14 protein-coding genes are annotated in these 25,595 nt (G+C 46.8%); 8 read left to right on the top strand and 6 right to left on the bottom strand.

Features of this window, described 5'->3' with window-relative positions:
* Nucleotides 1-280: 280 nt before the first annotated feature.
* Both ACYVJQ_RS12705 and ACYVJQ_RS12700 read left to right on the top strand, forming a co-directional pair.
* Complete coding sequence (locus tag ACYVJQ_RS12705; protein ID WP_460893453.1) at nt 281-2,398, top strand: family 43 glycosylhydrolase; 2,118 nt, start codon at nt 281-283, stop codon at nt 2,396-2,398.
* A 120-nt stretch (nt 2,399-2,518) separates the two neighbouring features.
* A complete protein-coding gene (locus tag ACYVJQ_RS12700) occupies nt 2,519-3,508 on the top strand; it encodes a glycoside hydrolase family 43 protein (RefSeq protein ID WP_460893452.1) in 990 nt (329 codons plus the stop codon).
* Nucleotides 3,509-3,774: 266 nt separating this feature from the next.
* On the opposite strand, the gene ACYVJQ_RS12695 is transcribed toward ACYVJQ_RS12700, so the two are convergent.
* Nucleotides 3,775-5,283, bottom strand: a complete 1,509-nt coding sequence (locus tag ACYVJQ_RS12695) for a glycoside hydrolase (protein WP_460893451.1) — start codon at nt 5,281-5,283, stop codon at nt 3,775-3,777.
* Between the two features lie 545 nt (nt 5,284-5,828).
* Between ACYVJQ_RS12695 and ACYVJQ_RS12690 the strand changes: the two genes are divergently transcribed.
* Entirely contained in the window at nt 5,829-8,042 is a 2,214-nt protein-coding gene (locus ACYVJQ_RS12690) for a S9 family peptidase (protein WP_460893450.1), read from the top strand.
* Nucleotides 8,043-8,183: 141 nt separating this feature from the next.
* Nucleotides 8,184-11,357, top strand: coding sequence for a beta-galactosidase, LacZ type (gene lacZ, locus ACYVJQ_RS12685; RefSeq protein WP_460893449.1), 3,174 nt, complete (start codon nt 8,184-8,186; stop codon nt 11,355-11,357).
* 173 nt (nt 11,358-11,530) lie between these two features.
* On the opposite strand, the gene ACYVJQ_RS12680 is transcribed toward lacZ, so the two are convergent.
* The 3 genes from ACYVJQ_RS12680 to ACYVJQ_RS12670 all read right to left on the bottom strand — a co-directional run bounded on the left by ACYVJQ_RS12680 (nt 11,531) and on the right by ACYVJQ_RS12670 (nt 17,485).
* Nucleotides 11,531-14,293, bottom strand: a complete 2,763-nt coding sequence (locus tag ACYVJQ_RS12680; protein WP_460893448.1) for a DUF5695 domain-containing protein — start codon at nt 14,291-14,293, stop codon at nt 11,531-11,533.
* A 148-nt stretch (nt 14,294-14,441) separates the two neighbouring features.
* Complete coding sequence (locus ACYVJQ_RS12675; protein ID WP_460893447.1) at nt 14,442-16,439, bottom strand: glycoside hydrolase family 127 protein; 1,998 nt, start codon at nt 16,437-16,439, stop codon at nt 14,442-14,444.
* The gene (locus ACYVJQ_RS12670) at nt 16,433-17,485 is read right to left on the bottom strand and encodes a LamG-like jellyroll fold domain-containing protein (RefSeq protein ID WP_460893446.1); all 1,053 of its coding nucleotides are present in this window, start codon (nt 17,483-17,485) and stop codon (nt 16,433-16,435) included. The genes ACYVJQ_RS12675 and ACYVJQ_RS12670 overlap by 7 nt, the downstream gene beginning before the upstream one ends.
* Before the next feature lie 890 nt (nt 17,486-18,375).
* Between ACYVJQ_RS12670 and ACYVJQ_RS12665 the strand changes: the two genes are divergently transcribed.
* Together ACYVJQ_RS12665 and ACYVJQ_RS12660 are read left to right on the top strand one after the other, a co-directional pair.
* Nucleotides 18,376-19,200: a HipA family kinase gene (locus ACYVJQ_RS12665; RefSeq protein WP_460893445.1), complete on the top strand. Its 825-nt coding sequence runs from the start codon at nt 18,376-18,378 to the stop codon at nt 19,198-19,200.
* A 3-nt stretch (nt 19,201-19,203) separates the two neighbouring features.
* On the top strand, nt 19,204-20,040 hold the full coding sequence (locus ACYVJQ_RS12660) for a hypothetical protein (RefSeq protein ID WP_460893444.1): 837 nt from the start codon (nt 19,204-19,206) through the stop codon (nt 20,038-20,040).
* A 516-nt stretch (nt 20,041-20,556) separates the two neighbouring features.
* Here ACYVJQ_RS12660 and ACYVJQ_RS12655 read toward each other — a convergent pair.
* Nucleotides 20,557-22,035, bottom strand: coding sequence for a recombinase family protein (locus ACYVJQ_RS12655; RefSeq protein ID WP_460893443.1), 1,479 nt, complete (start codon nt 22,033-22,035; stop codon nt 20,557-20,559).
* Between the two features lie 582 nt (nt 22,036-22,617).
* On the opposite strand from ACYVJQ_RS12655, the gene ACYVJQ_RS12650 reads away from it, so the two are divergent.
* Together ACYVJQ_RS12650 and ACYVJQ_RS12645 are read left to right on the top strand one after the other, a co-directional pair.
* Nucleotides 22,618-23,010 (top strand): hypothetical protein, encoded by a 393-nt coding sequence (locus ACYVJQ_RS12650; RefSeq protein WP_460893442.1) that lies wholly within the window; start codon nt 22,618-22,620, stop codon nt 23,008-23,010.
* A gap of 10 nt (nt 23,011-23,020) precedes the next feature.
* Nucleotides 23,021-23,332 (top strand): hypothetical protein, encoded by a 312-nt coding sequence (locus tag ACYVJQ_RS12645; RefSeq protein WP_460893441.1) that lies wholly within the window; start codon nt 23,021-23,023, stop codon nt 23,330-23,332.
* 594 nt (nt 23,333-23,926) lie between these two features.
* Here ACYVJQ_RS12645 and ACYVJQ_RS12640 read toward each other — a convergent pair.
* Complete coding sequence (locus ACYVJQ_RS12640; protein ID WP_460893440.1) at nt 23,927-25,528, bottom strand: hypothetical protein; 1,602 nt, start codon at nt 25,526-25,528, stop codon at nt 23,927-23,929.
* Nucleotides 25,529-25,595 lie beyond the last annotated feature (67 nt).

Below are 25,595 nucleotides of genomic sequence, written 5' to 3'. Positions count from 1 at the left end.
ACCTGAGTATAAGTCCTAAAAGAGGCTGCCCGTTTTTGCGGGCAGCCTCTTACTTTTTAAAAGTAACCGAAACCGGGGGGAAGAGAATTCAAGACAAAGTTTACTTAGGGTGTCCAAATAGAAACCATAGGGGCTCTATTCTCTAAACCAGTGATATTTAACAAGGGTCCCTATAGGCCTTCCAGAACGTATGTATACACCGCTTGCCAAAGATTTAATAAAAGGATACGTAGGCCTTTTTACCATCCTAAGCCTGTTGGTTTCTTCCTGTTCTCAGCAGATGGCAAAATCCTCAGCAGAGGCCTCTGTTAATAGAAACAGCAGATCATCAGAGAAGTACAGTGCCTACCTGTTTACTTACTTTACCGGAAATAGCAAACAGGAAGAAGCTATCAGGTTTGCATTAAGTACAGATGGGTATAACTACAGGGCCTTGAATGGTAACCAACCCATTATTCCGTCTGCCCAGATTAGTTCTACCGGGGGCGTGCGTGACCCGCATATTCTGCGCGGGGCAGATGGAAAGACTTTTTACATGGTGGTGACAGATATGGTGTCTGCTAACGGCTGGAGCTCTAACCGGGCCATGGTCTTACTTAAATCCACTGACTTGGTGAACTGGACCTCCAGCGTGGTCAACATCCAGAAACGGTTTCCGGGGAACGAAAAGCTGTTGCGTGTATGGGCACCACAGACCATATATGACCCTACGGCCAAGAAGTACATGGTTTACTTCTCCATGAAACACAGCGAGGACCCAGACAAAATCTACTACGCCTACGCCAACAAAGATTTCACTGACCTGGAGAGCGAGCCCAAACAGCTTTATGTAAGTCCTACCAATGGTGCGGCCATAGATGGGGATATTGTGTTGAAAGATGGTAAATACCACCTGTTTTTTAAAACCGAGGGGCAGGGCTCCGGCATTAAGATTGCCGTTTCAGATAAGTTGACCGGAGGGTATGTGTTGCAGGATCGTTATGTGCAGCAGACCAAAGACCCGGTGGAAGGGGCAGGGGTTTTCAAGCTGATCCATGAGCCCGGCTATATCCTGATGTATGACGTGTACACCAAAGGCAAGTACCAGTTCACCAAAACCACCGACCTGCAGAACTTTACCGTGGTAGACCAAGATGTTTCCATGAACTTCCATCCGCGCCACGGCACCGTCATCCCCATCACGGCCAAGGAATCTGAGGCACTGGTCAGCAAGTGGATGAAGGCAGAAGATGTACTGTTGTCTGCGCAGGCAACAGAATTGAAGAAGACGAACATCGCTCTTGACTCCGCTAAAAAGACCTTGTACCTGCCAGTAAAACTTGGCACCAACCTACGATCATTCAACCCCAAGTTCGTCACGTTTCCAGGCGTAAAGGTTTCCCGTTCTGCAGCTGATTTTACCAAAGGAGGAGTAAACTATACTGTGGAGATGAAGGGCCAGCAACCCCAAACCTTTACGGTGATGGCCCGTGAAGACCATAATCCCGTACTGGAGGGATTCTATGCAGATCCGGATATTATATACTCTGAGAAAACAGGCAAATATTACCTGTATCCTACCTCTGATGGTTTCAATAGCTGGTCTGGTACGTATTTCAAAGCCTTTTCTTCCAGTGATCTGGTAGACTGGAAAGATGAAGGAGTGATTCTGGATTTGCCGAAAGACGTGAGTTGGGGAAAACGGAATGCCTGGGCGCCGGCCATCATGGAGAAGAAGGTGAATGGTCAGTACAAATATTTCTACTATTTCACGGCGGCCCAGAAAATTGGGGTGGCGGTGGCAGACCATCCTACCGGTCCTTTTGTGGATACAGGCAAGCCACTGATAGATAAACTTCCGGCAGGGGCGAAAGGAGGCCAGCAAATTGACCCAGATGTGTTCACTGACCCCCAAACGGGTAAAAGCTACCTGTACTGGGGGAACGGCTATATGGCCGGGGCCGAGCTGAACGAAGACATGGTGTCTTTAAAGCCTGAAACCCTCAAGCTGCTCACCCCGGACAAAACCTTCAGGGAAGGAACCCATGTGCTTTTCAGGAAGGGCACCTATTACTTCCTTTGGTCTGAAGACGACACCCGGAGCGAAAATTACCGGGTTCGGTATGGCACGGCTACCTCCCCCTTGGGCAATCTGACCGTTCCGGCCAGCAACCTGATCCTTGCCAAGAACCCAGCCATGGGTATATATGGCACCGGTCATAATTCTGTGATTCAGGTGCCTGGCAAAGACGAGTGGTACATCGTCTACCACCGGTTCAACTATCCTAAAGGAATCACCATGGGGCAGGCCGCAGGCTTTAACCGGGAAGTGTGCATTGATAAGATGGAGTTTAACCAAGACGGTTCCATAAAGCCTGTCATGCCCACCCATGAAGGAATAAAGCCAGTGAAGCGGTAAGCCGCAAAGAAAGAGGAAGAGGAGATTTGCCATAGCCCGAATACCGTTCTTTTGATCAAGGGTAGGTATGGCTTTACCCTGGTTGAGAAGAAGTAGGATTAATTTGAATACCTTAAAGAAATGAAGAAAAGTAGTCCCCTATTATTTTTGATAGCCTTTTGCCAGCTGGTAATGGTGGAAGTTAGGGCCCAATCTCCGCAGGCAAAACCGGGTCTTTTAGTGGCCCAAGGGAACCCCATTATCACTGATAAATTCACCGCCGACCCTGCACCAATGGTAAAAGGAGACACGCTGTGGCTTTACGCCGGACATGACTTTGAAGGCGGACAGAAAGGATATAAAATGAAGGACTGGCTGGTGTACTCTACCACCGACCTGAAAACCTGGCAAGAGTACCCTGTGCCCTTGAAAATAACGGATTTTACCTGGGCGAAAAGCGGAGACGCGTTTGCCGGCCATGTAATAGAACGGGACGGAAAATATTATTGGTACATCAGCACCAATTGGTCAGGGATTGGGGTAGCGGTTGCTGACCGTCCGGAAGGGCCCTTCAAGGACGCCTTGGGGAAACCATTATTGACCAACAAAGACAGTTTTGCCTCCAAGCATTCCTGGGCTACCATAGACCCCGCCGTGTTTATAGATGATGATGGCCAGGCCTGGATTTTCTGGGGTAACCGGGAGTGTTATTACGCCAAACTCAAAAAGAACATGATAGAGATTGACGGGGAAATCAAAAGAGTAACCTTCCCGGATTTTAAGTTTACAGAAGCTCCTTGGGTACACAAGTACAAAGGAAAATACTACCTGTCCTATGCCTCCGGGTTCCCCGAGAAAATAGAATATGCCATGGCAGAGAAAATTGAGGGGCCTTACCAGTATAAAGGAATCCTGAATGAGATTGCGGGGAACAGCAACACCAACCACCAAGGTATTGTGGAATTTAAAAAGCAGTGGTATTTCTTTTACCACAACGGCGGCATTCAGGAGAATGGTAACAGTTATAGCCGCTCAGTTTGCATAGACCGCCTGGAGTATAACCGTGATGGAACCATCAAAAGGATTGTCATGACCACAAAGGGTGTCAAACCTTTAACTAAGAAGAGATAATATTCCTCCCAAAATAATACCCTACCCATTCCTTTTATTTCCAAAGTATTCATCCTAAAACTGGATTCCTTGGTCTTGAAAACAGAAAGTTAAGTTGCACAAGGCACATGCTCACGCAATAAATTAAGGCCAAAGTAGAAGAAAACTACTCTTTCTGTTTTGGGGCCGTTTTTCAGAAAACTGCCCCAAAACAGAAAACCTCTAATCCCTTCCTTGGATTAGGACCCTTGTTTTCTAAAGGGCCTTAACTCTCCAAAATTCCAATTCTAAAATTTGCTACGCTTCTCAAAAACTACGGTGGTTATAGACCGGGCGGGTAAGTGAACCCCTTCTATGACCTTCCGGGCCGGAAGCGCTTTCATGTTGTGGTCCTTTTCTGCCGTGGTTAGATAACTTCTGTAGGATCTGGCTTTGGTAATGCTCTTTACATCAAGCTTTAGATTTTGCTCCTCGTTGGTGTAATTGATGGCCACCAGCACGGTTTGTCCTTTTTCATCGGCGTAAGCCGAGACCATTAACTTCTGGGCTTCTTCAAGGGAGGTATGCTTGTCGCTCCTGCCCACCTGCAGGCGGTGCATGCCGGGGCGTATAAAGCGGCTGTAATGGCCCAGGGCCCAAAGATTTTTAGTATCCTGAAAAGTGCCGTCGGTATGGGTAGCGTTGGGTTGTAAGGAAATAAGATAATACCGGGTGTTAAAATCTGCGTTACCGGGCTCAAAGGCATTCCAGTACTGCCAGGCAGTGGCGTTGGCCACCGTAAGGTCCAGGTGAATGAGCTTGGCCAGGAAAAGCCCGCAGTCCATGGCACTGCGCCGGCCGGCGGCTCCCTCTTTAAAGCCATCGCCGAGCATGGAGTACTCTGTTTGCCAGAAGTCCACCCCGTGTTTCCTGGCCGTTTCTGCTACTCTGTTTCTAACTGCTAGGATGGCGCTGTCTCCGGCGTCTGTGAAATAACTGTGCCCGGCCGCCAGCTTGGGCACGTGGCTGAACTTGCCCATGTAATAGGGACTTTTGGAGTCAAAGAATTGCGGCACCTGGTGGGCACTGTTTCCTGAACCGCCGTACAAATAGGTGAGCATGGCCGCTTCGGGCAAGAGTATTTTAGTGGCAAGCTGTTTTTGCTCCAGGGAGGCGTTCAAGGATTGCACCAACTTATAGATCTCGTCATTGCGCCAGGGGCTGCCTTCCTGTTTTGCCTCGCCCATTTTGCCGGCCCAGTCCCATTGCGGTTCGTTGACGGGGCTTAGGTAGTCAAACGGTAGGCCTTCCTGCGCAAAATGGCGGGTTACCTCCGTCAGAAAATCGGCGAAGGCCCCGTATTGGTTTGCTTTTAAGTTAGAGCTGAAATCTTTCTCCGTTTTAAAGCCCAGCTTGTTCTGGGTGAACTGCACGGGGGGCGTATTGGAGAAAGCGATCAGTTTTTCCACGCCATATTGTTTCGCCTTCCGCATAAACCAGACATAGCCGGCTTGCTTGCTCCAGTCATAGGTGCCGTCTGGCCGCAGGAAGCTTTCTACCCGCCGGTGTTCGTCCTTGATCCCACTGCTGTCACCTTGTTCGGTAGTGCCACCGCCAATGTTAAACCGCCAGGTAGACAACCCAATTCCTTTGGGAGAACCTTGCTTATCCATTTCCCTGCTGAACAGCAGCTGGGCTATGCGCTCTTTTTTCTCCTGGGGCCAATGTTTGCCAATGCCTTCTGCATACCAGCACCCCGAGGCACCGAAATTATCTATGTTCTGGGCCTTTTGGCGGGCGTCAAGGGTAATGACCACGGTCTCTCCTGGGCTCCTTCCTTTTTGTGCAACGCAGGAAAGAGAAGCGCCCATCAGTAAAAGTAAACCTGCTTTATTAGCAAAGAACCTGAAACTCATAAGAATTAATCTTTTGGGAGAAGAATCATCCCGCTTTTGGGCTTTAGAATGGCAGCCTAAAAAGGACACCTGTTTTTTGGTGCTGGCCAGCCTTACAAGGCCTTATTCGGTTTGTTATTGACTATACCAGCCTTACAGATAGAGCCACAGCTTGCGGTGATTAGACACAGTGAATCCAGGTTCCCCTTTTAAGCCTGGCCCTTTAGGAAAGACCTTCCAAGAAAGAGCTTAGTCAAGCCAATTCATTATTTACAGGGTTCCGACCTTAAAAAAGGACCATGGATCCCTTTGGTTTCGGTTCACTAATTGGCAAAGACCTGATTTTCAGTAAGATGTTTTAAGCACGTTTTTCGGAAAATAGGCTTAAAACAAAAGTTTGTCTAATCTGGAGACTTTGAAGCTCTTAATAAATACACGATACTGCAGGCAAATCACCTGATAGAGATATGAATAGGTTTAGTAGTGCTGTAGGGAAACAGATTTCCCTCTTTTTGATTTTACTTCTGGTGTTGTGCCTGCGTGTGTATGCGCAGCAGCGAGGGGGCGTTTACTGGCTAAAATCTGGAAATACGTACGTGGTGCCAGAAGAGGGAAGCCTCACTGCTTACACCTTTCCCGGTAAAACCAAAAAGGTATTGCTGGCAAAAGATCAATTGGTGCCCGCGGGGAAAACCGGACCTCTGCGGGTGCGTAGTTTCGCCCTTTCAGAAGATGAGCAGAAAGTGCTGCTGTTTACCAACACCCAGAAAGTCTGGCGTTACCACACCCGCGGCGACTACTGGGTGTATGACCGGCAGACCAAAAAACTGCAGCAATTAGGTGCGGGGCGGCCAGTTTCCTCCTTGATGTTTGCCAAGTTCTCGCCAGACGGCCAGCAGGTGGCCTACGTGAGTGAGAACAACATATACGCGGAGGACCTTGCCTCGAATCAGGTAAAACAACTCACCACAGACGGCACCCGCAAACGCATCAACGGCACCTTTGACTGGGCTTATGAAGAGGAATTCGCCTGCCGCGACGGCTTCCGGTGGAGCCCGGATAGCAAGAAGATCGCCTTCTGGCAGATAGACGCCTCAGACGTGAAAGATTACTTCATGTTCAACCTAACTGATGGCGTGTATTCCAAAGTGTTGCCGGTAGAATATCCCTCAGCGGGAGAAGCCCCTTCGCCTTATAAAATTGGGGTAATTGACGTGGCTGCCGGCGCTACCAAATGGATGGACATTCCCGGTGACCCTCGCCAGAATTACGTGCCCCGCATGGAATGGGCCGCCAATGCCAATGAGGTTATCCTGCAGCAATTGAACCGCAAGCAGAATGAGAGTAGGTTATTTCTCTGCAACGCCACTTCGGGCAAAGCCACCAACATCCACACCGAGAAAGACCAGGCCTGGATTGATGTGATCTCTACCTGGGACAGCAACTACAACAATGGCGGCTGGGACTGGCTCAGCAACGGAAAAGAGTTTCTGTGGGCGAGCGAGAAAGACGGCTGGCGCCACCTGTACCGCGTGAGCCGAGACGGCAAAAAGGAATCCCTGATCACCAAAGGCAATTATGACGTGATGTCCATTGTAAACGTAAACGAGCCAGAGGGCTACGTATATGTGATGGCTTCGCCGGAGAATGCCACGCAGAAATACCTGTACCGCGTAAAACTGAACGGAAAAGGCAAGCTGGAGCGTCTTTCCCCTGCCTCGCAGCCGGGCACGCACCAATACACCATGTCGCCCAACGCCAAATTTGCCTTCCACAGTTTCTCTAACCATTACACCAGACACGCCTCAGAATCCATTTCTCTACCAGACCATAAAGCCCTGGGCGGCACCAGCGCGGTTGAGCAGGCTTTGGCTCAATTCAACAAAGCCAGTTCGCCGGTGGAGTTCTTCAAGGTGAAAACCTCTGAAGGCGTGGAGATGGATGCCTGGATAGTCAAGCCCACCAATTTTGACCCGAAGAAAAAATACCCCGTGGTGTTTCAGGTCTATACTGAACCCGCCGGCCAGACGGTGCTGGACACCTACGGCACCGGCATGAACAACCTGTACAAGGGCAACATGGCCCAGGATGGGTACGTGTACGTGTCCGTGGATAACCGGGGCACGCCCGGTCCGAAGGGCAGGGACTGGCGCAAAAGCATTTACCGTAAAGTAGGCGTCCTGAACATCAAGGACCAGGCGATGGCGGCCCAGGAGATTCTGAAACAGCCTTTCCTGGATACTTCCCGGGTGGCGGTTTGGGGCTGGAGCGGCGGCGGCTCGGCCACATTGAACCTGCTGTTCCAGTACCCGCAGATCTACAAAACCGGCATCTCAGTGGCCGCAGTGGCCAACCAGCTAACCTATGACAACATCTACCAGGAACGGTACATGGGACTGCCGCAGGAAACCCTGGAGGATTTTGTGAATGGATCGCCCATCACCCACGCCAAAAACCTGAAAGGCAACCTGCTTTACATCCATGGCACCGGTGATGACAACGTGCATTACAACAACGCCGAGCAGCTCATGAACGAGTTGATCAAACACAACAAGCAGTTTCAGATGATGCCATACCCCAACCGCTCGCACAGCATCTCAGAAGGAGAGGGCACCTCTACGCACCTGGCTACCTTGTTCACCAATTACCTAAAGCAGTATTGCCCACCGGGCGGCAGGTAAGCCTTCCTGATCTTGGTAGGCTCTTGGGTTAAAGGAAGAAAGAACGAAGAATATGCCCCTTTAAGTGCTTAAGAAGACCACCTTTTACTCCATTTAATCCCAATAACTAAATTTAAAGCCCCAGTACTTTCACCTGTGTATATGTTTGCTCCCTTTTCCCTTTCCTTGATTCTCATCTTTTTCAAAAGAATAGTCCCACTTGTCCTGCTTGTCGGCTTGTCAGGCGCGCAGGCGCAGGTGCCTATGTGGCTGGATGAGCGCCGCAATGAAGAAAACCGCATGCCCATGCGTAGTTCCTATGAGGTGTATGAATCTGAGGCGGCCTTGCAGAAAATGGACTGGAAGAAATCTGCCAATTACCTGAGCCTGAACGGCGACTGGAAATTCAAATGGGTGGAGAACCCGGCTGATCTGCCGGCGCGCTTTGAGGCCTCTGATTTCAATGACAGCCAATGGAAGACTTTTCCAGTACCGGGTAACTGGGAGGTGAACGGCTACGGCTTTCCTATCTACTCCAGCGCAGGGTTTGAGTTTACCTACCTCATGCAACCCAATCCGCCGGTGGTACCCATGCAGGAAAACCCCACCGCCGTATATCGCCGCGAGATTACCTTGCCCCAGAACTGGAAAGGTAAGCAGGTGGTGCTGCACATTGGGGCCGCCAAATCCAACCTGGCGGTGTGGGTGAACGGTACCTACGTGGGGTATGGCGAAGACAGCAAATTACCCTCTGATTTTGACGTCACGTCTTACCTCAAGCCCGGCAAGAACCTGATTGTCCTCAAGCTCATGCGCTGGTGTGACGGCACCTACCTTGAAGACCAGGACATGTGGCGCATCAGCGGCATTACGCGGGACTGTTACCTGTTGGCCCGGAACCCGGTGCACCTGTATGATGTGGAGCTAACCCCTGATTTGGACGATGCCTATAAAAATGCCTCGCTCCGGGTGAAACTCAAGCTGAATCAGAAACCTACACAACCTATCTCTGCCGATTTTCAATTATTAGACGGCAAGAGACTCATCAAACAGCAGCAGATTCCCCTTATCTCAGATTCTGCGGTCTTTGACCTGGCCGTGTCGGCTCCCAAACTGTGGTCCGCCGAAACCCCAAATTTGTACCACGCCATCATCCGGCTGAAAGACGAAAAAGGGGCTGTTACCGAGATCATCCCGCAGCGGGTAGGTTTTAGGGAGGTGGAGATCAAAGGCGGGAAACTGCTGGTGAACGGCAAAGCTGTGCTGGTGAAAGGCGTGAACCGTCATGAAACCGACCCCATCACCGGGCAGACCATCTCCAAAGAAGCCATGCTGCGGGACATCAAGCTCATGAAGCAGTTCAACATCAACGCGGTGCGCACCAGCCATTACCCCAATGATGAGTACTGGTACGAACTCTGTGATGAGTACGGCCTTTATGTGGTAGACGAAGCCAATATAGAGACCCATGGCATGGGCTATGACATCACCAAAACAATCGCCAATAAACCTTCCTGGGTAGGGGCACACCTCATGCGGGTACAACGCATGATGGAGCGCGACAAGAACCACCCCTCCATTATTGTGTGGAGTATGGGAAATGAGGCCGGAAACGGGTATAACTTCTACCAATCCTATCTCTGGATGAAAGCCCGCGATACCAGCCGTCCGGTCCAGTACGAGCGGGCTGTAGCCGATTACAAGACGTTTACCTGGGAGTGGAACTCTGATATCATCGTGCCCATGTACCCCACGCCCGAAGGAATGGCCGCCTACGCCAAAGCCAATCCCACGCCCGCACGGCCCTTCATCATGTGTGAATATGCGCATGCCATGGGTAATTCCCTGGGTAATTTCACGGACTACTGGCAGTTGATCCGGGAGAACAAGCACGCCTTTCAAGGCGGTTTTATCTGGGATTTCGTGGACCAGGCCTTTCAGGAGGTGAACGCCGCCGGTGACACCATTTATACCTACGGTGGCGACTACGGCCCCAAAGACAGAGGCGTGCCCTCAGACAAGAATTTTCTCTGCAACGGAATCTTCTATGCCAACCGCCAGCCGTATCCGCATGCCTGGGAGATGAAAAAGGTGTACCAAGACATTCATTCCACCTTGGTGAACCCCACTACCATTGCCGTTTACAATGAGAAACTTTTTACCGGGCTAGAAAACGTAAAGCTGGAGTGGGAACTAGTGGTAGAGGGGGTGAAAAAGAAAGCAGGGGTGATAGCTACTCTGGAGGTAGGGCCCCAGAAAACAGCCCAGGTGAAAGTTCCGGTGAAACTGCCCGCCTCTGGTGAAGCCTTCCTGAATCTTACCTATAAACTGAAGAACGCAGAACCCCTGGTACCTGCCGGTCATGTCATTGCCACAGAGCAATTGACGCTGCGCAAGAAAGCTCCGCAGCAGTTGGCTATAAAAGGAAAGGTAGCCATGCAGGTGCTAGAATCTGCCAGTGCGCTTACCATTCCCCTGGCCTCTGGCTCCATTGGTTTTGACAAGCAAACTGGCTGGTTAAACCAGTACGTGGTCAACGGCAAATCTTACCTGGAGGCCGGGGCTACCCTAAAAAGCAATTTCTGGCGCGCCCCCAATGACAATGACTACGGGGCTGGGCTCCAAACCAAACTGAAAGCCTGGAAGAAAGCTCCGCAGCAGGCGAAACTGCAAAAGCTGACGTCGTCGGTAAAAGATAACGTGGCGACGGTAGAGGCCGTGTATACGCTCCCGGAGGTGTCTGGGCAACTACACCTGCAGTACCGGGTGAACAGTGCCGGAGAGATCCTGGTGCGGCAGCACTTGCAAGCAGATACCACCAAGAAAATAGCCATGATGCCCCGTTTCGGGATGCAGTGGATTCTGCCGGCAGGCTTCAATGCTGTGGAGTTCTATGGCCGTGGTCCACATGAGAATTACCAGGACCGGAATTTCAGTGCGCACCTGGGCGTGTATAGGCAGACCGTGGCGGAGCAGTATTTCCCTTACGTCCGTCCGCAGGAAACCGGGAACAAGACTGATATCCGGTGGTACAAAGTCACCAATGGTACCGGTAACGGCCTGCTGGTCATGGCAGAGACGCCGCTCAGCATCAGTGCCCTGCATTACTTTGATCAGGACCTGGATGACGGCGATGAGAAACAGCAGCGGCACGCCGGTGAGTTGAAGCCAAGGCCCCAGACCCAGCTCAACATTGATGCCGCTCAGATGGGTGTGGGTGGAGTGGACAGCTGGCGTTCCTGGCCACTTGAAAAGTACCGCCTTCCCTATGCTTCTTATGAGGTACAGTTTTTACTAAAGCCCATCACGGGAATAGCCAGCCGCAGGCTCAGGTGAAAAAGTAAATTTCATGGAAAGGCGTTTTAAGCCCGTTTTTGGTAAAACTGCCTTAAACTAGCTTTCCAAGATAAAGTCGTCTTAAAGCACTGAGAAGAATTACTTTCCTTACTTCCGTTTTGGGCCTGTTTTTAGAAAAACAGGCCCAAAACGGAAGTAAGGAAATCATGTTTTTAGGGACGGTCCAAGGTTACTTCTGTTTCTTCTTTAGAAAGGGTAATTGCATAACCACCTCTCTGTTTAGAGCCTTTTGTTTTTAAAGTATAATCCGTGCCTTTATTTGTTGCGCCAGGTTGCTCTATGGTAAGAAACGCCTCTGGCGTATAGGTATCGGCTGCCTCCAGGGTTAGTTTCACCTGGCCAGAAGAGGGGTGATAAGCTATCTTTTTCAGCTTGCCAGCCTGTAAAGAAATCCATAGGCCGGCAGGCGCTATAAAAACCTTGGATCTGCCCGCAGTAGTGGGCTGCACTTCTACCCACTTGTTCTTTTCGGTCACGTTGCCTCCAAAGCCCAGCCAGCCAAATTCAGGATGGTTGGTTACATAGGTAGCGGAGTTAACGGTATAGCCAAAAAAGCCCGAACCGTAATCCCCGGAATAACTATCATTTTGCAATGCGGAAGGGTAGCTGTGAAAGGCAGCGGGGGCAAACCCTTCTTCCGTAATGGTAGAAAGGGTCCCAAGAACACCTCCGTAGCCCACCCGCAGCAAGTAGAAGTTGTCCGGTTTCCTGCGGAACTCCGTTAGCACCGGAATCGCATTCAGGCCGGAGCCATAATGGTGAATCATCCGCTCTACCCGGGGCAAACCCCCTGCGTACAGAAAATCCCAGTAGCGCCTTGCATTGCCGTTATAGGCCCAGTGGGGCATGGTAGGCATATAGGCCAGGATAGCGTTGAGGGTAACCTCTGCCTTCTCCTCGTACCCAAAAAAGAGCGACCAGATATATACCTCTTCCTGGCCGGTAGAATCCCAGGGCATCTCACTCCCGAAAGGGTAGGGCAGCCCTGCCCACCTGATGGCCCGCTTTTTCATTTCCGCTTCCAGCAGGCCGGCCATTTGATCCATTCCTTCGGTTTTTAGATCTTTTAGCACCAGGTAAAAAATGGAGCCTTCCATCTGCCCGAACTCCGCATAATGGGGAGCCAGGCGAACCATGGCCATGGCCGTTTCATAGGCGTTGCGGAGGTACCAGTTCCAGGATTGGGCCGTGACCAACCCTTGGTGATGACGGGCCAAGCGGTACAGCACCCAATGCGCCGCGGTTACGTGCGGGTAGTTGTAGGAGCGTCCTAAGGAATAGGCTTCCTTTTTGGGCCAAAGAGACCACACCTTGAGGGTTGGTGGAATGTTGTACGTGCCCGCGGGCATGGAATCAGGGGCATAATACAGGAGGCTTTTCCGCACCCCGAATTTATTGGGTCCTTCCGCCACCTGAATGCCACCCCAAAGGGTTTTATTTACAAAGCGCTGGAGTTTGTCTATTTCTGCTTTATCTGGCAAGACAGATTGTTTCATGATGGCCCCTAGCCAGCTTCCTGCGCCTGCCTCATCGCTAAGGCCGGCTATCCAGACCCGGTTATCCTCCAGCACCTGCTGTTTTTTCTCATTGTCGTAACTAATCACTGAGGGGCTTCGGCCAAAGAGGTCGCCTTCTTTCTCAAACCATTGCCTGGTGGTCAGGAAGTTTCCATACGCCGCTACGGTTTCTTTCTCCGGTTTGATCACTTTATAATTTACCGTTTGCACCAGCCCATCTTCGTACTGGATGGTAAGGCTTGCTCTTCCCCATTTCCTGCCTTTGACCGCGTACGCCTTCCACCCGTTTTTAGCGCCTTTTGCCGGACTAAGGGCCAAAGCACCTTCGGGTTCTATTTTTAAGTGGTGCACCTTACTCTTGTAGTTGAGGAACAACTTTCCGTCTGTGTCCTGCGGCAACACATAGCCAGGAATGCCCACGGCCACCGGGCGGTTGTATTGTATCAGGGTCTTTTCCAGGTGCTCTGGCGTGCCGGCCAGCACGAAGCGGACCCCATAGCTCTTGGTTTCACCTGGTTTCAGAATTCCAGCGGTGGGCTTGTTCCAGGGGTCAGCTTTTTTCCATTCATTCTCTGCGTAGGCCTTGCTGTGCACCATCCATTCATAGAAGCCTTCAAAGGCAATTCCACGGGGTGTGGGGTCATCATTCAACGGGTTATAGGCCTCAAAAGGAGTGTGCCCATACGGAAGAACCAGCAAAGAAGAATCCTTGCCGTGCAGGCGGGTGACCTGTAAATAGCCGGCATCCTGGCCAATGTAAGGGTCATACAACACGTTTTGCGCATGGGCCTGGACCAGGTTTTTCCCTTCCAGAATGTTGTTGAAAATCATGGGGATGCCCAGGGCGCCTATTTCCACTGGTTCTGAGGTGCGGTTGGTCAGTTCAAACCGGAGCACCAACTGTCCTTGCTCCAGCTGCCAGAACCGTTTTACCTGGAGGGGAATGTCGTGAGGCAAGGTGTTGGCCAAATCAGCGGCTGCCAGCACCGTGCCTTTGGCGGCTAAGGGTTGTACCGGCTGACGGAGGGTGGCCGTAGAGAAAGATTTCCATTGTCCTGAGGAACCCTGCCGAAGCCGTAAATTCAGATCACCCAAATGATACATGCCATTGCTGCTGCGCTCTTTCAACCTGTCGCCGGGGGTGTAGTCAAAAGCGGGTTCTGCCTTTGGGTGCAATCCTGAAACCGTTTGGGAAGCCTTCACTAAGGCCACCTGAAAGGCGGGGGTTTGCAAGGAAAGCGTACCCTGCTCTAAACCGAGGGTGGAGGGCCGCTGGGCCAGGTCTTTCCAGGATTGAGCAAAGAGATGAAGCGGGAAAAACAGCAGTAGGCAACCAACCAGGAGTCCAATGAACAGCCTTCTTGATGGGGTAATGGGTTTACAGGGAAGCAACAACATGCTGGTGTAGTTTGTTGAGGAGGAAAGAATAGCAGATGCACATCATTGGAAATACCATGAATGGAGTGCTGCCTTATTATGGTAGACCTGCCTGGGAGAGTTTTCTGACCATTAAATCAAAAAAACATTCTGGATTTAACCGGCTGTTCTATTTAAGCGTGACATCCAGGTAAACAGAATGGCGCCCGTAGGTATCATAGAAGGGTTTGAAGACCGTGCCGTCAATGGTGAACTGTAACTGCTGCGGGTCTCCTTTAATGGATTTCCCCAGGTCATCGGCATGCAGGGTCACTTTGCGCCATTCTTTCCTGGCTTCAGGCTCCTGCGCCGCCAGTAAGATGGGGCCATAGAAAAGGCTGGCTATGTTCTGCTGGTCCATCACCGGGTCCAGGTGAAATTGGAAGGGCATCCTCAGTTCTATGACATCGCCTTCTTTCCAGCTACGGCTAATAGGGAGATAGCTGCCGGGCTTAGCCTCCAACTTCTGCTCCTTGCCATTGATCTTCACAAAGAATCCTTTGGTGGCCCGGCCGGGTACCCGCACATTTACCTCAAATTTCCCCTTCCCCTTAATGATCAGGCGGGTGCGGTCTTCATGCGGGAAGTTGGTGGTCTGCTCTACCTTAACGTTGCGCTCTGCCCAGGTAAGGGTGGAAGGGACGTATAAGTTGACATACAAGGCCGTGTTGTCCTTGCTTTTAAAGTAGATGGAATTCTGCAGTTTGGTGCTGCTTTCCAGAGCCGTACCGTTGCAACAGGTAAAGCCCGTCATGTCTCCGTTGCTGAACTGTTTCAAAGACCCTGGCCTGAGTGGCACGTGGTAAGTATTGGCGGGGCTGTCTTTGGCCACGGAGGCCAGAATGTGGTTGTACAATCCGCGCTCATAGTAATCCATCAGCTCTGCCTTCTGCTCAAAGAGAAACAGGTCTCTGGTAAGTTTGAGCATGTTGTAGGTGGCGCAGGTTTCATTCTGCCCTCCGGAAGAGAAGCCGTTTTCATACAAGGTTCCAGGCTGCGCAATAAAGCATTCTGCGTTGTTAGGGTTACGTGCCCCGGCTACGCCTCCAATGCTGTACATATATTCGTTTACGGTCTTGTACCAGAAATTATCCGCAATCTTGTAGTACTCAGGGTTGTGGGAGGCACGGTACATTTCCATGCTTCCTACTATCTGCGGAATGTGCTGGTTGGCATGCAGCCCCCGGAAAAGGTCCACATTTTTGGCCAATCCGTGTGAGTGGGCCGGGTCGCCATAAAACACCCTGATGTTATCAAACAGCTGCGCGGCCTTGAGGTGAGTCGGTTTCCCGGTGAGGCGGTACATACGGGCCATCGCTTCATTCATGCCACCAAACTCACCGGCAATGTAGGTGTTCCACATCTTGATAAGCGTATCCGTAGGCACCTGGCTTAAGCGGCCATACACCCAATCTCCCATGCCTGCCGCTACGGCAAGGGCTTTTTTGTTGCCGCTTACCTCGTACACATCCAGTAAACCGGCCAGAATTTTATGCAGCGTATAATAAGGGGCCCAAATCTGGTTTTTCTGCCCGCCATATTTGGCTCCCTTTTCCAGCATGATAAACTGATCTGGCGGATATGCGCTGATATACCCAACGCCCCAATTCCAATAATCCCTCCGGATGCCTTCCTCACTGAGGTCTGAATCATAGGTTGATTTTCCTGGACCTGTCGGCACCTTAGCCGGATCAGAAACCTGTGGTCTACCTGCCTTCTGCGCCTGGCCAGATAAGAGAGAGAGGTCATAGAGGGTGTTCACCATCTGCTCCATCTTTTGGGAGAATGTAGCCTGGAGTGCCGGGTCATTACCAGTACCCGCGTAGGCCTGGGCAATGGCCGTAAGGTAGTGGCCCGTGGCATGGCCCCTTAATTTGGTATCCTGACTGTCCCAAACGCCCAATGGGGTGGCTCCGGCTGGTTGTTTCTGGCCAAAGGCATGGCGGAACATATACAGGAAGGAGTTAGGATCAGTTGTAGCCAGGGTTTTTACAAATTTATCCCGGTTCTCCATAAACTTAGTTTCCTGGCCATAGGCATTGGTTTTTAGCGTAACCTGGTCTAAACTGAAAACCGCCAGTTTCACGTCTGGAGTGGTTGATTTCTGGGCCTCCTTCACGGTCACCACTGCCTTTGGCTGAAAAGCGGCTCCAGGACCCGCCCGGTAATGGTATAACGCCCAGGCTTGAGAACTGAGCTATTGTCTTTTGAGGCAGGCCATAGTACGCGCACGGGAGGGCCTTTCAACTCATTCTTGTAGGTGCCCGGCAGGTAGCTTGGTAACCGCGGCAGAGTCCCTGCTTCTGTTTCCACCTCTATATCAGAGATTTGCCCCAAAAACGTATTGTAAAGTTGTGCCTGGCTAGACGAGAACCGGGGAAGATCATCCTCCACTTCCTTAAACGTATTTACTAAGCCTGCATTAAGGCCTCTATTGCTATAGATGCCGGCAACCTGACTGGCAGAGAGGGGAATGCGGTAAATGCGAAAATCACGTACCAAGGCATTCAAGGTGGGATCTCCCGCCGCCTCTGATTTACCGATAAAAAGGTGGGGTTTCTGACCGAAGACTTCTGTTAACTCTCCTGGAATATCTTTGGCTTCACTTACCCGCTTTCCGTTTAGGTATGTGACCAGAATCTTTGCCGGAACATCTACCACAATAGCTAGATGCACCCATTTGTTCCTTTCTATAGCCGGAGAAACCACTCCGGTTTTATTTCCTTTTTTTGCGGTTATCAACGCCTGGAGGCCTGACTGGGCTTTGGTGCCAACCGGGGCCGCAAAAAAATGGTGGTTAGCGTCTTTCCCGAAATCAAAGAAAAGCTGTCCGGGTTGCGTGGAGCGCAAGTAGAGCCAGCCTGAAATGCTGATGGATTCCAGATCTGCTATCGCTTCCCCTGGGATGGTCACAAAAGCATTGTTTTGCCCAGAAAGGGACAGCACCTTTCCAAATTGGGTATCATGTACAAAGGTGACGCCGGTGCCCTGGGGTTTGGCGTGTAAGTTATTACGGGACCAGTCTTTGGTATCTCCGTTGAACACATAGCGGGCCACCATTCCCGTTTCTCCTATCCCATCCAATATTTGATCTCCATTCTGAGCCAGCGTTGTTGTAGCACCCAAGCTTAGAAAAGAGATTACCAGGTAGATAAACAATGACTTTAAGTACATTACAAGGGGGTTATTAAAGCTGTTCTTAAGTTGACGCTTTTTGGGTCATTTCCCAAAGTAGGAATAAAATCATTTTGGTATTTTTAATCATTGGGATAGGAGTGGTGCTCCGACGCCAAACCCAGCTTAACCGCAGTGGTAGGAAATAAGCAAGCCTATTCCAGGTCCTATCTTATTTGTAACACGCGAAATGATCTTAACTAAAGTATTTATGAAAAGGGGGTAAGAAAGCAAGGGACCTTCTCAAAGTCGAACCGCAAAACTTACTTTTAGCGAAGGAGGCAGGTTGGAAAACTTTCCTTAAATGAAAAACCCCTTTAGCGTACTGCTAAAGGGGTTTGTACCCTCAAGCGGACTCATGTCGAACTTTTTTGTTGAGGATCTAGAAAGTATCGTAAGATTTTATGATGATCATGAATACCTTTTTATTTAAATTGACTTTATTAGGCTTGGAAAAGCTACTTATAAAACCTGTAATAATTTTCTTATTTATAATTATTTTAAGATTCCCTATATTATGATTTTCTCTTTAGAATATTCAAACAAATTTAGTATTCCAAGAGGGAACTCAATGTGATGTCTGGTAAATTTCAGGGTCTACCTGCAATAACCTGTCCTTAGTTACAAAATAAAAGGGGCGCTTCCAGCTAGCCCCTTTTAAGAGTTAGAGTAAAGAAAATATTATTAATATAAGGGTTAAGTGGATAATTAGGATTTGCTTAAAGGAGATGCTGATAATCAAGGGTTAGCATATTTTTAAATCACTGCCTTTGTTAATTCTTTCTAATATATTAACACAAGGAAGCCAGAAGATTATACAACCAATCTTATATTTGCTATATATAGCAACATCAAACTCTTTTTATGTCCCTCTTTCAGTTCAGTAAACTATGCAGAAATTAGATGCAATATCGTTGGAGTTTCCAATCAACTCTTCAGAAAGTAGGACAAAGCCGTGGGTTGTTACGGTACTTGATGAGAATGCTGATCTTACTTCATATGTTGTGAAACTCTTTACAAGAGAAGAAAACGATCAACGATTCGCAATTGCTAAAGAACTTTTTGCTAATACTATAGCTAGTCAACTTGGTCTCTCTGTACCTTCTCCAGTTTTAATAGACCTATATAACGATGAATTTCTAGATAGCTTAAAAGAGCAGTCTGAGGATTGTTTTGAAATCTTAAGATCTAAGGACAACAGAGCCTTTTTTGGAACGACCTATCTTCCTGGTACTCCTGTTAACCAGATGGAACCTGAAGATTATGTTAGGTTGTTTTCATCTTATAATTTAACTGGAGAATTATTTGCTCTAGATAATCTTATTCACAACAATGATAGGAATGAAGGCAAGGCCAATATAATTAGGCATCAAGAAAAGATATACCTTCTAGATCATGAATACAGTTTGTCAATAACAGAGTCTATTGTCTCTGCCTATGATGAGCATAGTTGGGTTTATGAATACGTAAACCATATTTGCTTTAACTGCTTAAAGAAAACTAGAAGATTGCACCAGCACGCTGACTTTTTAGTTCAATTTGAGAGGAGGTTGCAAAACTTTGACACGAATTTACTCCTTTCTCAATTTAACGTCTTGCAAAGTTACGGCTTTCAAACACCTTATGAAGACTTCGATATGTTAGTTTTTTATATCGATAAAATTAAAACATCAAGCCGAACCTTTGTGCGGTTACTTAAAAATGCATTGAGTTAACTTATGGAAAAGACTAAAGTTTATATATCCTTTTTGCAGTATACTCATTCATTGCCTTTGGGTGAAACATTAAATATTGGAGTGTTTTTTTATTCACCTAGTGATGAAATAATTAGGTTTTTAAGACCTAAAAATTTTGCTAGGATTAAGTGTGCTTATCATGATTTTGATGATTTTGCCTTAAAGTATATTTTAAGAAATTTGAATAAAAATCTAAGTAATGAGCGTATTGAGGGTCTTTCATTGAATGGATTTAATGAATTCGTTAATTATGTTTTAAAAAGTTTTAAATCACCAACCATATTAGCCTCGTCTGCTCGGTCTCTTACCATTCCCTTGCCCTTTGAAGTTGCAATTGAAAAATTGTTCAACAAGTATTTTGAATATTATAACATAACAAAGCCATTGCCTACAAAGCATGATGAGCAGTATCTGCTAAATAGCTTTAAAGGTGCTTTAGAAAGAAAAAGCCCAAATCTTGTAGAGAAAATTCATCGTGGAAGAATTTTAGGTAGTGATCGAGTCTCTTTAGGATTTGAATATGAATGGAAGAATGAAAAAAATAACCTCATTAAGCCTATCAGTTTTGATTTGGTCCAAAGAGATAGAATAGAGAAGAAGTCTCTGGAGTATTATAGTAAATTCAATATGCTTTCAAAGCAAGCTAGTGATGAAGATTGTCGTTTCCATATTTTAGTCTCTAAGCCAAGAGATAGATCCTTCTACCATAATTATGAAAATGCATTAAAAGTATTAGACGATTCATCCGAATTAGTTTCAATCATACAGGAAGATGACTTAGAGAAATATGTTAGTATGCTACAGCGACACATAAATTGATTGTTTCTTATTTGGATATAAAAAATGTAACCCAGTCTAATTAGACTGAAAGCAAATCTCTAGTAATTTTGGCCATTCTTGAATACCTAAATTCAGCTTCATAAGTATAAAGAATGGCTTTGAGCTTAATAAGACTGGGTTAACGGGGATTATCTGCTACGACAATAAAATGGCCGTTATTGTACTAATGGGATAAACTCAGTTTATTGATTAATTATCTCATTTATACGGGTTTGGAACAGCGAAAAAATCAATTTGTTACTTGGATTAGAAAACAAGTCTACTAGAGTAACCTCAAGCGAGTTCATGTAGAACTTTTTTGTGGTCTTGAGAGTATCATCAGATTTTATGATGATCAGGAATACCTTTTCATGAATACTGACTTAACAGTCATTTGCGCAAGGTTTGAATAATTTTAGAGATAAATCATTCAAACAAAAGAGAGGGAGCAGAATTATCTTCTCCCTCTCTTTTGTTCCTAAATTGCCATTAGGTGACGTGACTAATAATCCACTACTATGATTGAACTATATAAGAGGATTTAGTTAATACATATACATTTGTTAAATTGATTCTCTCAAAATTCTTTCCCTGCTTATTATAGATCAAACCTTCCTTGGAGATAGTTTCCAAGAGACGTTTTTTATCAAATGCCTCTAACTTTTGATATAAAGAAGAAGGATTACACAAAAGAGAAAAGACTTTAGAGTGTAAATCTTTAATATCTGGTACCTTAATTGACTTTATCTCACTTTCTAATCTTAAAATACTGGCATTAGTCTGATTTTTGATCTTAGTATAAGTCCGTTCATCAATATCACCGTCGAGTTTTGATATTTGCAGGTTCTCCATACGATTAACAAGCTTAGCCAACTCTATTTGTTTAACTCGTTTCTGTTGGATAATGTCCGAATACTTTTCATCAAACATAATTTGCACTGTATTACTTATTTGAGTCTCATGATTCATGTTAAGGTTCAAATTACTTAATAGGTGAAGACTTTTGGAATGAACCTCTTTACCAGGAATGTTTAATTTGCATCCGTGGTTACACTTATAATAAGGCAATCCCTTTGTCATATATCCAGTAAGACTTTTTCCACATATATAGCATTTAAGAATTCCATTCAAAGGAATGTCGACTTCGGGAGTTCTCTTTTTTCTTTTCAGGGCTTTCTTAGTTAACAACCTTTGAGCATATTCAAATTCATGAACACTTATTAATTTTTCGTGTTTTCCCATTATGAAAGGTATGCCAGCATCTTCCAATGTTTTGTCAACGATCCTGCCACAGAAGATAGGCTTTCTCAATAACTCACCTAAGTACTTTCTAGTTAAGTTTAGACCAAGGCTGTTTACTTCATCGGTAACTTCTGACAAAGATTTTTTTTGAATAAAAAGTTTAAACGCTTTTTTAATTAAAGGAGCTTTTTCAGGGCATGGAACAATCGAAGGCAATAGTTCATGGTTCATGTCAAGTTTTCCCTTATGTGGATTAGGTATATAGCCTATTGGGGGTTTATTTGTTGTAACACCTTGTTTTAATTTGGCCAACCTGCTTACAATCGTAATCTCTTTACGCTCCTGATTCTCCTCATTAGCTTTTAAAAATTCCTGATATAAGGTGATAACTCCCTTGTCATCTTCTGAAGTTATAGCACCTCTTACTACGTGCAAGTAGATTTCCTTAGCCTTAAGCTCCATCAGTTTATTGGTAGCTATAGGTAGGTAGCGCGAAAATCTGCTGGCGGACAAGACAATCAAAGCATCGTACTTGTTTTTACCGTCTGTCAGTTTTTTCATCATCTGACGGAATCTTTTGTTTTCTTCCTTTGCGCTCTCAAACGCGGTTTCGTGATCTATGATCTTGAAACCAAGTTTTTTTGCGTATTCTGTACATAAGGTAAGCTGCGCATTCAAACTCCCATTTTCAAGCTGCTGCTGAGATGATACCCTTGACCAAATTAAGCATTTATGCCTTTTAAGTGCTTTCATCTTCCTCCTCCTCTAAAATTACGCTAATTGCTAAATGTAAAAGTATTTCTATGTCGTCCCTGATTTCCACTTCTGTAAGAATGGATTTGGCACTTATAGATTTTGATTTAGGGTTTGTTTTAAAAAGTGAAGAAAATATTTTTTTAAGCCCTAAGTATGAGGTCAACTTACCTAAACTGAAGTTATAGCGAATCCTGTTTTACCATGTGTAGGCACTTAATTTTGATGTACTAGTCAATAAAACGAGTGGCTTTGATTTAGCTATAATCCTGACGTGGCTATTCAACTCTTCTAAATCCTTAGTCTATTCTGTTGCAATAGTGCGATGTGGATAACTTTTTCATTTTTTTTCAAGTTTTTTTAATCTGGATAGACGATCTATAAAGACCCAATAGTCCGAAAATAGACAAGCATAATATTTATACTTGTCTATTAGTTAAAATATATGAAAAGTAATAAACATAAATATGCAATATATGCGTATACGATTAAAATTGATGGTTTTGAAAATTATTTTTATGTTTGCAGTGCAATTTAGTGATGGGTTATATGCCATCACATTTTAACTTTAGACACAAGAAAATGAAGTCGCAAGTAATGCAGGTTTCTAAAGAATTTTTAGAACAGCTAGAAGGAGTATTGAAACAGCAGGAAGAGAAAAAAGAGCACGAGCAGTTAAGGCGAAAAGTGCTTTCGAGGATACTTAAAATGTATGGGAGCGAACAAAAGACCTTAGAGTATAATAAATATATCCTAATAGAGTCACCACAGGGCAGCCCACAGTTTTACAGTTACTACTTTAAGGATGGCGTATTTTATAGCACTATTATTGGCCTTCCTACTAAAAATAAATACATATACATCAAGCGGGGGTACGTATGGCAGCCTGATGAGGATGAACGACGCCTCATGAATAAACAGCACGGAAATTTCCTGAGGAAATTTAGAGTAGGGAAAATTTTAAAAGACCTTTAAAATCAGCAACATGGAAAATGCGACGAATGAAGATGTATATGATGCGCTTTGCCAGGTATACACAGATTTTGAGGAAGAGTTAGATGATGATGGCAACTGTATCAAATCTATTGAAATAGGTGAGTATAGTGATCATGTTGAAGTCATATTCTACCCTAAGGCTCTGCTCCAAGAGTTCAAGGATTTAATACATGAAATTGCAGGTGAATATGTAAATATTAATTTTGTTGATTATCCATTATTTACACGACTTGATGTGTCTATTATGACAATTTATGAAATTAGGAAAGCTCGGATCGGGAAACTTTTACTAAATATCTAATAATGGAGTTGAAAACAGTAGATGAAATATATAGCGGCTTGGTTGCAGAGTATGGTAACGAGCAGCGCGTAATTGACGGAAAAGGCAGGCGAGTGCTATTTGTTGACATTTTCAACTACACAGACTCTGTTGTTATACAGTTTGCCCCTATGTGGCGGCTACAGGAAATTACCGCTACTGTGGATCGAATAGGCGGCTATTATATAGATGCTAGGCCCGAGGTTTTTGGTAACTCTATATGGTCTACTATCAAGCCTTGGGCTATACAGGAGGTAAGGAAAAAGCGGATTGGAAATCTTTTAAAAGACCTTTAGTATTTTGAGATTCGAATTATGGAGGATGACAATTTTTAATCGTGTAAACACGGTGATAAATTATTTTGGCGAAGATCAAGGAGTTGTCCATGAAGCAATGATAAAAGCTGGTTGCTAATAGATTCTTTTGAAAAGGCTTAATAAATCGTTTACATGATTGTACTTTTTAATACTATAGAGCTATTCCATTGGTCAAGTACAACCTGTAATTTTCGTTAGGGATAGTGCGATTGCATTTTGTATAGTACTCCAAACCAAAGGGTTTGGAGTACCGTAGGGATCATTTCTGCTCCGTCTTCGGCACGGGCAGGCCAAGCTCAGTGAAGGTGTCCGCAATGACTGCCCGAAAGACTGGCGCGTCCGTAGCAGCGACCAAGAAACTATCATGGATGGTGGTGAAGGGATACTCCGAGTGGTCTCCCACCCGCAGCGCCACCATATCGATCAGGATACGACTCTCCAAACGCTGTAAAATCTGGGGAATGGAGTAGATCGGGTCATCGGGCCTGCCAGCGATACTGTTGGCCTTCTCGTCCTTCTTCGCCCTGTTGTTGATATTCTCGCAGAGCCTCACCACGTTGGGGTACTGCCCCCGCAGAGCCTTCTTGGCGTCTTTGGACTGGCCCGACCTACTAAACAAGGCCCTGAAACACATGTCCTTCACGGCTGCCCTGTCCAACGTTCCCGCGTATCTCTCCATGATAGTATCATAGATAAAGTTAGTCAGGGAGGCATCCACGAACTCTTTGACATCAGCATATCTGTCATAGGACACTCTCATAGAGTGCATGACCTCCTTAAGCCTAAGAGTGGACATACCCCTGCTGAGCACCGTCAGGCACTGGTCTGGGTACATCACCAGACAGGCGAAGAAGAAGAACTGCGAGGCTTTCAGATCCAGCTCCATTGCCTTTTGCCCTCCTATGAACTGGAATCCCCTAAGCTCCCGCTTGGTCTGGGTATAGGAACTGTGGAAGCGCTCCCCGTACGTGTCCGTAGAGGTGATGCCGAGCTCGCCCGCCTTCATGGCGTGCACTTGTACGATGGCGCTATTCAGTTCCTCTTTGTTTGGGAACTCTTGAGGGTTCGCCAATGCCCACTGGGTAAATCCATCCGCGTCCAAATCAGCAGCTAACCTGTAGGCATTTTCCTTGAGCCTGATTCTGAACTGGTCTTTCAGTTGCTGCTGTTTGCGATCCTCCTTCTTCCTAAAGAGCCTCAAAAGTAACCGCGGGCTGTTGTATTCCACTTTATAGAACATTCGTAGGTCACCATCTTTCCTTAGGTGCCGCGGATGCCATTTATATGCTTTTGCGAACACTCTGGGGCAGAAGCTCTCCTGTGCTTCATTCAGCCCTTTGCTATAACCCCTGATGAATTCTGCGTCTTTGAAAAACCTGATGTACTTCTCATAGTGCGTACCCACAAAATATGCAAGGTCCTTGCTATGCTGGTTTGCGAATCCCTGCGCGTAGGCCGCGCGCCTTTTCTGCACATCGGTCACCTTGCAACGCATAATGATCAAGAGCGTAGAGAGAGCGAGTGCCCTGTCTATCTCGAATTTAGTTTCTGAGTCTTTCCAGTGTTTGGAAGCCTCGGCTTCTATGTCTGCGACTGTAATGTTAATAGGTATCCACCCGTAACTCTGCCAGCTCTCAGGATGGCTTGCCTTTATTGACTCTAATCTCTTTGCGTAGGTGAGACCTTTCGCCTTTCCTTTGGCCTTGCCAACCGCTTTGCCCTTGGCCTTGCCTATATGCTCGCCCTTCGTGGTCGGGCGTACTGGCTTAACCAGCCATTTCTGTGTTACCGCATTCCAGTATTTATTAGTTTCTGGATTTCTTTGTCCGTGTGTGTGTTCCATCTTTCCTATCTGTTTCATCTTATATCACGGAAAGAGGGAAAGTTGTGTCCGTACCCAAAAAAAATATTCATCGACATTATTGATA

The organism is Rufibacter soli (assembly GCF_054781795.1).
Note: the sequence above shows the minus strand (reverse complement) of the source record. Positions and strands in the feature narration are given on the sequence as shown.